Here is a 12,956-nt window from a genome sequence, read left to right as displayed (position 1 = left end):
GTTATCGGTAGGCCGTGAGTCGGTCCAACACGAGCCGAAGCGGCGGCCACGACGATCGGCCGCGACGCGTCACCGCATAGGCAGTGAGGATGACGGGCGGATCGACGAGTGGTTCGACGCGCACGCCTTCGCGAGTCTTGCGTTCGAGCGGCATCAGCCCCACGCCGTAACCACTGAGGATCAAGAGTTCGACCAAGTCGAGACTGTCGATCTGGTGAGTGATCCGAGGGGTGAACCCGGCCAGCGACGCGAGGGTTCGCACAGCGCGCTCGTCTGCCGTGTTGCGTGAGTTCACTATCCATGACGTGTCGGCGAAGGCGCGGAGATCGATTCCGGATTCTGTGGACTTGTCGGGAGCTTTGGCGTCGTCGGGAACACACAGTCCCCATGGCGTCGACCAGAGCGGAATTGCTTCGAGTAGTGGGCTCGGCGACGCGGGGGCAAGGTTGTAGTCGTACGTCAGCGCGAGGTCTAGATCGTCGCGTTCGAGGAGTGCAAAAGCCTCGACGGGTTCGTATTCGTAGATCATCACGTCCACCTGCGGGTGACTGCGTTGCAGGCTTCGAGCGACGGGGAGCATCGCGGTTCTGATCGCAGTTGCGAATCCGCCGACTCGCAGGGTCCCCACCGGTTCCGCGTCCGGATCGAGGTCCAGGCGAGCTGCATCGACGGCTGCCAGGATGGTGACGGCATGATCGGCCAGTCGTTGACCGGCCGGCGTCAGCCGCACCCGGCGACCGTCGGGCTCGATCAGTGCGGTACCGGTCTCCGCGGTCAAGGCCGCGAGTTGTTGGGACACTGTCGACGTCGTGAGGTTGTGCGCTTCGGCGACCGCACGCATCGAACCCAAGCGGGAGAGTTCGAGGAGGAGATGGAGTCGACGGGTTTCCATCCTTCGATCATTCACTAATCGTGAACATAATGTAGGTCAAAATCGCGTGGACACGAACGGTTGGCCTCCCGTTCAATTCAGCTATGGATACGAAAGCGCGGGCCGGAGTGGGCCTGGCTGTTTTGGCGATGTTGTGCGTGCAGCTCGGGCTCGCCGTGTCGGTGGGCCTGATCGATCAGCTCGGCGCAGACGGAGCGGCGTGGCTACGACTCGCCTGGGCAGGCATCATTCTTCTGATCATCGTCAGGCCCCGCCCTTCGGCGTTCACTCGCAAGGCGTTTCTGGCTTGCGTGGTTCTGGGTGTGGTCACCGCAGGCATGACGCTCCTGTTCATGGCAGCGGTGGAGCGCCTTCCGCTGGGAACAGCAAGCGCATTGGAATTCTTGGGTCCGCTGACGGTTGCATTGCTCCGGGGGCGTGGCCGCGTTCTGTGGCCGGTTCTGGCAGGCGTGGGCGTCGTGCTTCTCACCGAACCATGGGCAGGGACAGTCGATCTGGTCGGTGTGGCGTACGCACTCGGTGCGGCGCTCTGCTGGGCGATGTACATACTGCTCACCCAGCGCGTCGGCGACGAGGTTGCCGGGATCAACGGGCTGGCGGTGTCGATGGCGGTAGCCGGGTTGGCCGCGACAATTGCCGTAGGCCACTCGGCTATCGGGCGGCTGACTCCGCATCTGATTCTCGTGGGCCTCGGACTCGCGATCTTGCTGCCCGTCGTGCCGTTCGTTCTGGAGATGGTCTCGTTGCGAAGGCTGTCCACGGCGGCGTTCGGCACGCTGATGAGTCTCGAGCCTGCTTTCGCGCAGCTTATCGGTCTGGTTGTGCTGCAACAGGTTCCGAGTGTTCTGGCCGTGGCAGGTATCGCGTGCGTCGTCGTCGCAGGGATCGGCGCGGCCCGCGGTGGTGCTCGAGGTGGTGCTCGGGATGGCGCCCGGAAGCCGACTGAGCCACCCTCCGATTCCGAGCGAACGTACCTTTCGGCGCCTTCATGAGACCGAGAGTGCCGTTCGCTCAGATCGCGTTCGCTCAGCGAGAGTGCGCCGCGGCGATTGCTCCGTCGAACACGTCGGCGACCTCGCCGAGGGAATCGAGAATCGGCTGACCGGATCGTTCGACGCGAGCCCGCACCAGCGAGCCCTCGAGCGCGGACACTGCCAGGATGGCAAGCCGTTCCGCTCGCGCACGTCCGACCCCGGACGCGATCAGTGTGTCGCGCAGTAGCGAAGTCCACTGTCGATACACCGCCTGTCCGGCGGCTGTCACGCTCTCCGAATCGGGGGCAAGTTCCAACAACACCGTCGTGATCGGCGAGCCTTCGTGGAAATCCGAATCGCTCACCCATCCGGCGAGCAACCGCGCGTACTCGCGCAGCAGCGACCCGGCGTCCGATTGGCTGTCGGCGAGTTCGGTCAGGGTGTCGGTGACCAACTGCCCGCCGACGCGGACGACCTCTTCGCCGATCTGCTCTTTGCCGCCGGGAAAGTAGTGGTACAGCGAACCTTTCGGCGCCCCGCTCGACTTGAGGATCTCGTTGAGGCCCGTTGCCGCATACCCCTGGCGGCGAAACAGATCGGCCGCAGCTCGTACGAGTGCTTCGCGGTGTTTCGGGGGAGTCGCCACGAGTTGGAGCTTAAACACCCCAGCGATCCACCACAATCTATGTAGACTGGTCTACATGGGAAATTCTGAAATGCTCGAACAGTTGCGGGCGGTCAACGCCTCGGCGGCCTTCAACCGGTGGGCCGGATTCGAAGTCACGGAGGCCGAACCGGGTCGCGTTTGTCTGCGGCTCGAATGGCGTGAGGATCTGGGCCAGTACTCGGGACACCTGCACGCTGCGCTCGTGGCGGGACTCGTCGACACCGCGTGCGGATTTGCTGCTTTCACCCAGGTAGGTGTCGTGGCGGCGTCCAACTGCGCGGTCAATTTCGTGAGTCCGGGCGTCGGAACCGCATTTGTCGCTACGGCGCGCTCGGTCAAGGCCGGGCGCAAGCAGGTGTTCGTCACTGCCGAGTTACATGCCGAACGCGAAGGCGAATCCGTGCTCGTCGCGTTCGGCACCACCCTGTTGGTTCCACTCGCCCCTCAGACACAGGGAACCGCAAGCAACGTCAGGGAATGAGGATGAACTTCCCGGCGGGATGGGAGCTCTGCAACTCGGTGTGAGCGAGCGCGACGTCCGTTAGTGGGAAAGTCTTGGCGATCTTCACGGTGAGATGTCCGGAACCGGCTTGTTCGACCAGCTCGGATCGAGCCTTCAAACGTGCTTCGGCACTTGCCGGATTGCCTCCGCCGACAGACGCGAAGCCGTCGGTCTGGGCGCGTCCGAACGCGACGATGGTGACGATGCGACTCTTGTCGGTGACCAAAGCCAGAGATGCATCGACGGCTTCGTCCGTTCCGGCGATGTCGAACGCCGCATCGACGCCGTTCGGCGCGAGTTCACGGACACGCGCTTCGAGGCCGTGGCCGTAGAGCACAGGCGTGGCGCCGAGCGAGCGCACGTAATCCTGATTCGAGGCTCCCGCAGTGCCGATCACCGTAGCTCCGCGACCAACTGCCAACTGAACAGCGATCGCGCCGACGCCGCCGGACGCGCCGTGGATGAGAACGGTGTCGCCGGAACCGACCCGAATGGTGTCGAGGGCGTCGACTGCAGTTCCGCCGACCAGAAGGAGGCCGGCTGCCTGTTCCCAGCTGATGCCTGCGGGCTTCGCGGTGACAGAGGAGACCGGCACGACTACTTGTTCGGAGTAGAGGCCGTTGCCGGGGCTGACGATCACTTCGTCGCCGACGTTCACATTTGTGACGCCGTCGCCGACAGCCGAGACGACGCCCGCTGCCTCGCCGCCGAGGCGGATGGGAAGTTTCTCGGGGTCGGTGCCGAAAGCGCCGCTGTAGAGCTTGAAGTCGAAGGGATTGACGCCGATCGCCTTCACGTCGACCAGGACTTCACCTGATTTCGGTGACGGTAAATCGACGTCCACCAGCTTCAGGACCTCGGGCGTGCCGTACGTCTGCGCTACAACAGTTTTGGTCATGTCTCGCGCAACCGTCCTCGGGGAAGCGATATTCCCCGAGGACGGGAAAAACTCGAGAAGATTCGATCAGCGGATCAGGGTGCCCAGATCGAGCGGCATCGCGATGCCGGTGATGTGATGGGCCTCGTCGGAACCGAGGAACGCGACGGCGGCGGCGATGTCCTCCGGCTGGCTGACCGGGTCGGGCAAGGTCTGCATGAAGATCGGACCGAGTGTGTGGGCGTTGGCGTCGATGAGCGGCCGCATGTCCGTCATCTGCATTCCGGTTTCCACGCCGTGTGGGTGGATGGTGTTGACCCGAATGTTGTACTGCCCCAACTCCGAGGCCATCGTCTTGGCCAGACCGGTGATGCCGTGTTTGCTCGCGACGTAATGGCCGAGGAAGGGGAGGCCGCGCAGGCCGGCGACGGAGCTGGTGAAGATGATCGAGCCACCGGTGCCTTGCTTGATCAGGTGCGGGATCGCTGCCTTGGCGGTGTGGAAGACGCCGGTCAGGTTGACGTCGAGCGTTTCCTGCCACTGCTCGGGCGTGATTTCCCAGGACATGTTGGCAGAACAGATTCCGGCGTTCGCGACGACGACGTCAAGTCGCCCCAATTCGTCGATGCCGGCCGCGAGCGCCGCGGACAGCGCAGAGAAGTCGCGAACGTCGGTCTTGGTAGCGACAATTCGACGGTCCAGGGCCTTGACCATTTCGACTGTCTCGGCCAGGTCGTCGTCGGTGGCGCCGGCATACGAGGTGGATTCGAATTGAACACACGCGTCGACGGCGATGATGTCTGCGCCCTCTTCTGCCAGCCGGACAGCTTCGGCGCGCCCCTGACCACGGGCGGCTCCGGTGATGAAGGCAACTTTTCCGGTGAATCGACTGGCGGCCATGCTCAAACCTCCGACTAGTGGTGATGATCTGCTCTTCGGAAGTTAGCGCGACGAAGTTCTTTTCGGGGGTGAATGCCCAGTCAGCGGAAACCGCTCAGCGCACCCTGGTCAACAGGGCACATGGCCCGGCAGCGAAGATGTCCCGCGCATCCGAAGACAAGACGGGTTGTCCGCTCAGTGCGTCGACCCATTCGCCATCTGGCAGGTCCACTCGCGTATCTCTCCAACCGTGCGACGAGAGTCTGAGCGAATGTCGCGTCGCCAGAGCAACGACCATAGGCGGATCACCTGCCGGGCCGCGCGAGAAGCCGACCAGATGACCGGATCCGGAACCTGAAGCGAAGACCGGCCGGTACTCACCGTGATCGAACCACGAGGGGTTCTCCCGCCGCAGTGTCAGTGCCGTGCGAACGAGGTGCAACTTTGCGGTTCCGGTTGCGTCGATCGGCGCGGCGCCGGAATCGAGCAGTGATCGCCTCGTTCCGTAGTCGACAAGCCGCCGGTTGTCCGGATCGACCAACGAGTCCTCCCACAGCTCAGTGCCCTGGTAGACGTCGGGAACGCCGGGCCCGAGAAGTTGGAGCAGCTTTTGGCCCAGAGAGTCCGACCAGCCGTGACGCGCGATCCGGCCGACGAATTCGCTGACCGAATCACCGACTGGGCCGTCGATCACCTCGTCGATCCAGCGGTGCACTGCCGACTCGAAGTCGACGTCCGGATCGTTCCAGGAAGTTCTGGCGCCGGACTCGCGGACGGCTTTCTCCGCATAGGCGTGCAAACGCTCGCGCAGCTCTGGAACCGAGGCTGCCGAGCGGCCGTCCGCCGGCCACACACCGATGATGTTCTGCCACAAGAACAATCCGGTAAGCGGATCAGGGCTGGGGCACACGTCTTCCCACTCGCGAATCAGCCGGGCCCACAGCGTCGGCACCTGAGACACAACACCGATCCGTGCCCGCACGTCCTCGCCGCGTTTGGTGTCGTGAGTGGACAGACTCGTCATCGCGCGCGGCCACCGCTTCGCTCGGTCCGCGTTGTGGAGATGGAATTCGGCGACGGAGACGGCAAGCGATGCCGGGTTGCCGCCGACTTCCTGACGTGAGACCAGGCGCGCCGTCCGATAGAAGAGTCGATCTTCGACGGACTTGGCCATGACAGCGCCACACACCTGCTGGAAGCGAACTGAGGCTTCACCGCTGTTCACCAGGGATTGCGCCAACACGTTGAACGATGGTTCATGTCCGGGAGCCAATTCGTGCATGTCGCCGACGATCCGAGCGGCCAAACCGGCGAGGGGACTGTAGTCGGATCGGTACACCGGCATCCGAGCGATCGCGACGACAACTGCGTCGTTCAGTTCGGTCTCACTGCAACGACTTCCGGTTTCGCGTCGGATTGCACGTACGAGCCTGCGAACCTCCGGTGCCAGGTCACCGCGCCCGGTGTCGCGTTTGAACTGACGTTCGGTGTGATGCAACCACGTACTGTCCCCGTCGTCGCCGGTCAGATCTGCCGAGAGTTCGGTCAATTCGAGTTCGGCGGCGGGATCGACGAAAATGCCGCCCAGCTGATTGAGGGCGTCGTATCCGGTGGTGCCGTCGATCGGGAGCATCGGATCGAGTGGTTCCGTATGGCCGAGGATCTTTTCGATCACGAGCCACTGATCTGGTCCGATCAGTTCTCGCAGGCGCCCGAGATATTCCGCCGGATTCGCGAGTCCGTCCGGATGATCGATGCGAACGCCGTCGATCAGTCCTTCGTCGACCCACGACTTCACTTGCCGATGGCAGAGTTCGAAGACTTGGGGGTCCTCCTGGCGCAGCGCAGCGAGTTCGTTGACGGCAAAGAACCGTCGGTAGTTGACGATCCCGGCGTTCCACGGTACGAGTCGGTACGACTGCCTGGAGTGCACCTCCTGTGGAGATCCGAATTCAGTACCGGCAGCGATGGGGAAGCGGTGCTCGTAGAACGCGAGAAGTGTTTCCTCGCCATCTTTCTCGACAGTCAGTGCGTCGAGATCGTCCGGGCTGCCCAGTACCGGGAGTGAGAGTTTGCCGTCGGCGCCGTTGGCTCCGTTGTCCTCGGCCCAATCGATGTCGAAGAAATGCGCGTACTCCGACGACTGCCCGTGCGTGAGAACGTCCCACCACCAAGCATTTTCGCGAGGTTTGGCGACACCGACATGGTTGGGGACCAGATCGACGATCAGGCCCATCCCACGTGATCGAACGGCGCGCGAGAGCTCCACCAGGGCCTCGCGGCCACCAAGTCCTTCGGACACGGTTGTCGGATCGGTGACGTCGTAGCCGTGCGTCGATCCGGACGTCGCAGTGAGGATGGGGGAGAGATAGAGATGTGAGACCCCCAAGGCCTCGAAGTAGTCCACCTGTGCGGCCGCATCACGAAGAGTGAATGCATCCGGTCGCAACTGCAGTCGGTAGGTGCTGGTTATCGGGGCCATGTGCACGTCTCCCTCAAGCGGTTCTGCGAAGTACCGTCAATGCTCGCGCTTTTACATCCAATGTTGTTCCGGCTTTGATCACGGTATCGCTCTCACCGGTGGGGACCGAGGTGTCCAGTACGACGGTCCACTCCGACGCGTAGTCCGCGTTGGGGGTGGAGAATTCGAGATCTTCGTAGTGGGCGTTGAAGCAGAGAAGGAACGAATCTCCGGTGACGCGCTCGCCACGGTAGTTCGGTTCCGGGATCGCGTCACCGTTGAGAAAGACAGCCAACGACTTGCCGAAACCGCTATCCCAGTCGGCCGGAGTCATCTCTTCGCCAGACGGCGTGAGCCAGGCGATGTCGCGACTCTGATCGCCACTTCGAATAGGTCGCCCCTCGAAGAATCGACGACGCCGGAAGACCGGGTTCTTGGCGCGCAAGGCAATTGCGCGCTTGGTGAACTCGACGAGGTCGGCGTTGGTTTCCGCGAGAGTCCAATCCATCCATGACAGTTCCGAATCCTGGCAGTAAACGTTGTTGTTACCCTGCTGAGTTCGGCCCATCTCGTCGCCGTGAGCAAGCATCGGGGTGCCCTGGCTGAGCATCAGCGTAGCCAGTATGTTTCGGCTCTGACGTCCACGCAGTTCGAGGATTTCCGGGTCGTCGGTGGGGCCTTCGACTCCGCAGTTCCACGATCGGTTGTGCGATTCGCCGTCGTTGTTGTTCTCACCGTTGGCTTCGTTGTGCTTCTCGTTGTACGAGACGAGGTCGTGCAGGGTGAAACCGTCGTGAGCGATGACGAAGTTGATGCTCGCGCCGGGGCGACGTCCGGTGGCCTCGTAGAGATCAGAGGATCCGGTGAGACGGGAGGCGAACTCCCCCAGCGTTGCCGGCTCACCACGCCAGTAGTCGCGGACGGTGTCGCGGTATTTGCCGTTCCATTCGGTCCACAGGCCGGGGAAGTTGCCGACCTGGTAACCGCCTTCGCCGACGTCCCACGGTTCGGCGATCAGCTTCACCTGACTGACGATCGGATCCTGTTGCACGAGATCGAAGAAGGCCGAAAGGCGGTCCACGTCGTGCAGTTCACGGGCGAGTGTCGAGGCGAGGTCGAAGCGGAAACCGTCGACGTGCATCTCCGTGACCCAGTACCGCAGAGAGTCCATGATCAATTGCAGCGTATGCGGATGACGGGCGTTGAGGCTGTTGCCCGTTCCGGTGTAGTCCATGTAGTGCTCTTCGTCGCCGTCGACCAGGCGGTAGTAGGCGGCATTGTCGATTCCGCGGAAACTGATGGTCGGCCCCATGTGATTGCCCTCGGCGGTGTGGTTGTAGACCACGTCGAGGATCACTTCGATACCCGCCTGGTGGAAGCTGCGCACCATGGCTTTGAATTCCGCTACGGCCGCATCGGGTTTCGTGGCCGAGGAGTAGTCGGTGTGCGGAGCGAGAAAGCCGAAGGTGTTGTAACCCCAGTAGTTTCGCAGACCTTGGTCGAGAAGCACCTGATCGTGCATGAACTGGTGGACCGGCATCAGTTCGATCGCCGTGACACCCAGATCGGTGAGGTGCTCGATGATCACCGGATGAGCGAGCCCCGCGTACGTGCCGCGCAATTCCTCCGGAACTCCGGGATGCGTCGCGGTCATACCCTTGACGTGCGCTTCGTAGATGACCGTCTTGTGATACGGACGCTTCGGCGAGTGGTCGGACGCCCAATCGAAGAACGGGTTGATGACGACGGTCGACATCGTATGGCCGAGCGAATCATGTTGGGGGAAAGGGATGGTGGCGGGTTCGTCGACGAGTGGTTCCGGCTCGAAGGGTTCGGGCTCGAGGATCTCGTCCGATTCCTGATCGCCCGTGGGCGAGTCGTCTTCGAGGCCCACCTCGTCCGATTCGGCTTCCGAACTCGTTTCGTCGGTAGCCTCTTGCGGCCCCACGGCGGGAGATTCGTCGTCTCCTGAAGGTTCGGGGTCCGCCGCCGATTCGACGTCGTACGAGAACAGCGAACGGTCTCCGTCGAAGTCTCCGTCGAACGCTTTTCCGTACGGGTCCAGCAGGAGTTTGCTCGGATCGCATCGCAGACCTGCAGCCGGATCGTACGGCCCGTGTACGCGGTAGCCGTATCGCTGGCCGGGGGATACCGACGGAAGGTACGCATGCCAGACGTAACCGTCGACCTCGTCCATCCGAATGCGGGTTTCGGTTCCGTCCTTGGCGATCAGGCACAGCTCGACGGCCTCGGCGACCTCGGAGAAGAGCGAGAAATTGGTCCCAGCGCCGTCGTAGGTGGCACCGAGTGGGTACGCACTGCCAGGCCATACCGGGATGGGAGTGGCTGAGGTCTCGCTCGGCGGTTGATCCATGAATCAGACCCTATCGGGTGCAGCCGATCGAATCTCGTCGACTGTCTACGGTGCCGATCACCGTTTCGCCTGGCTGCGGGCGGTTGCAAGCATTCCGGCTGTGATCTGTTCCACCTCTGCCTCCGAACACAGGTACGGAGGCATCGCGTATACGAGGTTGCGGAACGGCCGGAGCCAGACGCCGGCGTCGACGGCTGCATCGGTCGCGCTCTGCATGTCGACCGGCTGTTCGAGTTCGATCACTCCGATTCCGCCTTTGACGCGGACGTCGACGACCCCGGGAATTGTGACGGCTTCGGCGAGGCCTCGAGCGAGGCCACGTTCGAGGGTTGCGACGTCACGCCGCCAGTCCATCGCAAGCAGAAGTTCGGTCGACGCCACCGCGACGGCGCACGCGAGTGGATTGCCCATGAAGGTGGGGCCGTGCATCAGCCCGCCGCCCTCACCGGCAGTGATGGTCTCCGCGATCTCCGTGGTGCACAGCGTTGCCGCCAGACTCATGTACCCGCCGGTCAGTGCCTTGCCGACGCACATGACGTCGGGACTGACGCCGGCGTGATCGGCGGCGAACAATTCTCCGGTGCGTCCGAATCCGGTCGCGATCTCGTCGAAGACCAGGAGGACTTGGTACTTGTCGCAGAGGTTACGCAGGTCGATCAGGTACGCGGGATCGTGGAAACGCATTCCGCCGGCGCCTTGGACCACCGGTTCCACGATCACCGCTGCGAGGTCCTCGTGATGCTCGGCCAAGAGCGATTCCAACTCCTGCACGTATTCGGGGAGATAGCCCGCCGGGGGAGCCTGCGCGAAGACCTGAGGGCGCAGGACGTCGGTCCAGAGAGAATGCATGCCGCCGTCGGGATCGCAGACGCTCATGGGGGTGAAGGTGTCACCGTGGTATCCGCCGCGCCAGGTCATCAAACGATTCTTCGACGGCTTTCCGAGGCTCCGCCAGTACTGCAGGCACATCTTCACTGCGACTTCGACGGCCACCGAACCGGAGTCGGAGAGGAACACCTTGTCGAGGTGAGGTGGTGTGATGTCGACGAGCAGTCGCCCGAGGCGAGCGGCGGGTTCGTGCGTCAGTCCGCCGAACATGACATGGCTCATTTTGCCGAGCTGCCGTGCGGCGGCGGTGTCGAGCACGGGATTGCGGTAGCCGTGAATGGCGGCCCACCACGAGCTCATCCCGTCGACCAATCGGCGGCCGTCGGAGAGCGTCAGGGTAGCCCCCTGCGCAGAGTCGACGATCAGCGGACGAGTCGACGCGGGAAACGATCCGTACGGATGCCAGAGGACATCGGCATCGATGGCGGAGACGTCATGGGGATCAAGTCCGGTTGTGAGCACGGATGCACCCTAACCATTGAGTTGAACGGTGTTCAAGTATGGTCGGAAAAGTGAACACCTCGCTGAATTGGCTGACGGCCGTCGAAGCGGACCGCAGGGCCGCTGGACTGCGTCGCGAACTCCGTCCTCGCACGGTCGACTCCCCGTTGATCGACCTGGCGTCGAACGATTACCTCGGACTCGTGCGGCACCCCGATGTGATCGAGGGTGCCGCGGCGGCTCTGCGCCGTTGGGGCGCGGGCGCCACGGGCTCTCGTCTGGTCACCGGCACCACCACCGAACACGAACTGCTCGAAGTCGAACTGGCCGAGTTCGTCGGGGCGGACTCCGGACTTGTCTTCTCCTCCGGTTACACAGCCAATCTCGGCGCGGTGACGGCGCTCTCGGGTCCAGGGTCGTTGATCGTCTCCGATGCGGGATCGCATGCCTCGCTGGTGGATGCCTGCCGCCTGTCACGTGCTCGGGTCGCCGTTGCTCCGCATTCGGACGTGGGCTTTCTCGCCGACACGTTGCGCAGCAGAGTGGAAGAGCGAGCGCTGGTCGTCACCGATTCGGTCTTCAGTGCCGACGGAGACCTCGCGCCACTGCGGCAGATGCATCAGGTGTGCCGCGAGTACGGGGCGATCCTGTTGGTCGACGAGGCGCATGGCATCGGTGTGCGCGGTGCCGGTGGACGTGGACTCGTCCACGAGTCGGGCCTGGCCGGTGAACCCGACGTCGTCGTGACGGCAACACTGTCCAAGTCGCTCGCCAGCCAGGGCGGAGTTGTGCTCGGTGACAACAAGATCCGCGCGCATCTCATCGACGCGGCAAGAACGTTCATCTTCGACACCGGTCTCGCACCGGCCGCCGTAGGCGCGGCCAGGGCTGCACTCGCCGTACTCCAGCGTGAGCCGACGCGAGCGCTCGACGTCCTGGCCCGGGCATCCGAGTTGGCGGACGTCACCGGTGCTCCGTCGCCTGAATCTGCTGTCGTCTCAGTCGTTCTCGGTGATCCGCAGCGGGCGTTCGATGCCGCGTCGGCGTGCCGGGATCAGGGGTTGCATGTCGGTTGCTTCCGCCCGCCGTCGGTTCCGGAAGGAACGTCACGGCTGCGTCTGACCGCACGCGCGACGCTGTCCGCATCCGAGATGGAGCAGATCGCTCTCGTACTGCGCGAAGTATTGGCCGGAGCCCGAGCATGAGCATTTTCCTGGTGACCGGAACGTCGACCGACGTCGGAAAAACAGTGGTGACAGCCGCATTGGCATCGGTGGCCTTGCAGTCGGGAAAGTCGGTTGCAGTGCTCAAACCGGCCCAGACCGGCGTCGACGTGGACGGTGCGGGTGATCTGGCCGAGATCGAGCGTCTGACCGGCGGCGGTGCGACGCTGGTCGAGTTGGCGCGGTACCCCGAACCTTTGGCGCCGGATACTGCTGCACGTCGAAGTGGTCTCCCGTTGTTGGCGCTCGACGACGTGGTTCGGGTCGCCTCCGACCTGGACACCACCCACGACTTGACCCTGATCGAAGGCGCCGGCGGCTTGCTGGTCCGCTTGGGCGTCGACGGGTTCACCGCTCGCGATCTTGCCGCGGCTCTGGCAGCGCCAGTGGTGCTGGTGGTTGCGTCCGGCCTGGGCACGCTCAATCACACGGCACTGACCGTGGAAGCCCTACGTGCATCCGGCGTGGACTGCGCCGGGTTGGTGATCGGTTCGTGGCCGCAGGAACCGGACCTCGCCGAGAGATGCAATCGCGAGGATCTGGTCTCGGTCAGCGGTGTTCCCCTTCTCGGGGTAATGCCTGCCGGAAGTGGGGGCGCGAGTGTCCGAGAGTTTGCTCGCACCGCTTCGATCACGCTCGGTGAACTTCATTTGACCAACTGACGACGTAACATCCGATTTGTCCGCATCGATAGCCAAGGCACAGTGGGGCGCCTTGGGTTTCGACGTCCCTCGCGTACGATTCCGGTCGGTATATTTCGACGGGTGTCTTGCGGCGA

The 12,956-nt window shown here is 63.4% G+C and carries 11 protein-coding genes; 4 read left to right on the top strand and 7 right to left on the bottom strand.

From position 1 onward, the window contains the following. Window position 1: 1 nt before the first annotated feature. A complete protein-coding gene (locus M0639_RS16540; protein WP_042921818.1) occupies window positions 2-892 on the bottom strand; it encodes a LysR family transcriptional regulator in 891 nt (296 codons plus the stop codon). 83 nt (window positions 893-975) lie between these two features. Here M0639_RS16540 and M0639_RS16535 point away from each other — a divergent pair, with 83 nt between their 5' ends. Further along, window positions 976-1,884, top strand: a complete 909-nt coding sequence (locus M0639_RS16535) for an EamA family transporter (RefSeq protein ID WP_047270118.1) — start codon at window positions 976-978, stop codon at window positions 1,882-1,884. 34 nt (window positions 1,885-1,918) lie between these two features. Here the strand turns inward: M0639_RS16535 and M0639_RS16530 are convergent, their stop codons facing one another. Further along, a complete protein-coding gene (locus M0639_RS16530) occupies window positions 1,919-2,512 on the bottom strand; it encodes a TetR/AcrR family transcriptional regulator (protein ID WP_064075431.1) in 594 nt (197 codons plus the stop codon). 55 nt (window positions 2,513-2,567) lie between these two features. Between M0639_RS16530 and M0639_RS16525 the strand changes: the two genes are divergently transcribed. After that, window positions 2,568-3,014: a PaaI family thioesterase gene (locus M0639_RS16525; protein ID WP_231915215.1), complete on the top strand. Its 447-nt coding sequence runs from the start codon at window positions 2,568-2,570 to the stop codon at window positions 3,012-3,014. On the opposite strand, the gene M0639_RS16520 is transcribed toward M0639_RS16525, so the two are convergent. The 5 genes from M0639_RS16520 to M0639_RS16500 form a co-directional block, all read right to left on the bottom strand. After that, window positions 3,004-3,933: an NADP-dependent oxidoreductase gene (locus tag M0639_RS16520; RefSeq protein WP_064075429.1), complete on the bottom strand. Its 930-nt coding sequence runs from the start codon at window positions 3,931-3,933 to the stop codon at window positions 3,004-3,006. The genes M0639_RS16525 and M0639_RS16520 overlap by 11 nt on opposite strands. Before the next feature lie 66 nt (window positions 3,934-3,999). Then, complete coding sequence (locus M0639_RS16515; protein WP_047270120.1) at window positions 4,000-4,812, bottom strand: mycofactocin-coupled SDR family oxidoreductase; 813 nt, start codon at window positions 4,810-4,812, stop codon at window positions 4,000-4,002. Between the two features lie 94 nt (window positions 4,813-4,906). Then, a complete protein-coding gene (gene treY / locus M0639_RS16510; protein WP_064075428.1) occupies window positions 4,907-7,273 on the bottom strand; it encodes a malto-oligosyltrehalose synthase in 2,367 nt (788 codons plus the stop codon). 13 nt (window positions 7,274-7,286) lie between these two features. Continuing rightward, window positions 7,287-9,626, bottom strand: a complete 2,340-nt coding sequence (gene glgX / locus M0639_RS16505; protein WP_064075427.1) for a glycogen debranching protein GlgX — start codon at window positions 9,624-9,626, stop codon at window positions 7,287-7,289. 57 nt (window positions 9,627-9,683) lie between these two features. Next, window positions 9,684-10,976, bottom strand: a complete 1,293-nt coding sequence (locus M0639_RS16500; protein WP_030537108.1) for an adenosylmethionine--8-amino-7-oxononanoate transaminase — start codon at window positions 10,974-10,976, stop codon at window positions 9,684-9,686. A 38-nt stretch (window positions 10,977-11,014) separates the two neighbouring features. On the opposite strand from M0639_RS16500, the gene M0639_RS16495 reads away from it, so the two are divergent. Together M0639_RS16495 and bioD are read left to right on the top strand one after the other, a co-directional pair. Beyond that, the gene (locus tag M0639_RS16495; protein WP_007733119.1) at window positions 11,015-12,160 is read left to right on the top strand and encodes an 8-amino-7-oxononanoate synthase; all 1,146 of its coding nucleotides are present in this window, start codon (window positions 11,015-11,017) and stop codon (window positions 12,158-12,160) included. Then, window positions 12,157-12,840 (top strand): dethiobiotin synthase, encoded by a 684-nt coding sequence (gene bioD / locus M0639_RS16490; RefSeq protein WP_030537106.1) that lies wholly within the window; start codon window positions 12,157-12,159, stop codon window positions 12,838-12,840. Before M0639_RS16495 ends, bioD begins: the two co-directional genes overlap by 4 nt. Window positions 12,841-12,956: the final 116 nt, after the last annotated feature.

It is taken from the genome of Rhodococcus qingshengii JCM 15477 (genome assembly GCF_023221595.1).
GTDB classification, from domain to species: Bacteria; Actinomycetota; Actinomycetes; order Mycobacteriales; family Mycobacteriaceae; genus Rhodococcus_F; species Rhodococcus_F qingshengii.
Note: the sequence above shows the minus strand (reverse complement) of the source record. Positions and strands in the feature narration are given on the sequence as shown.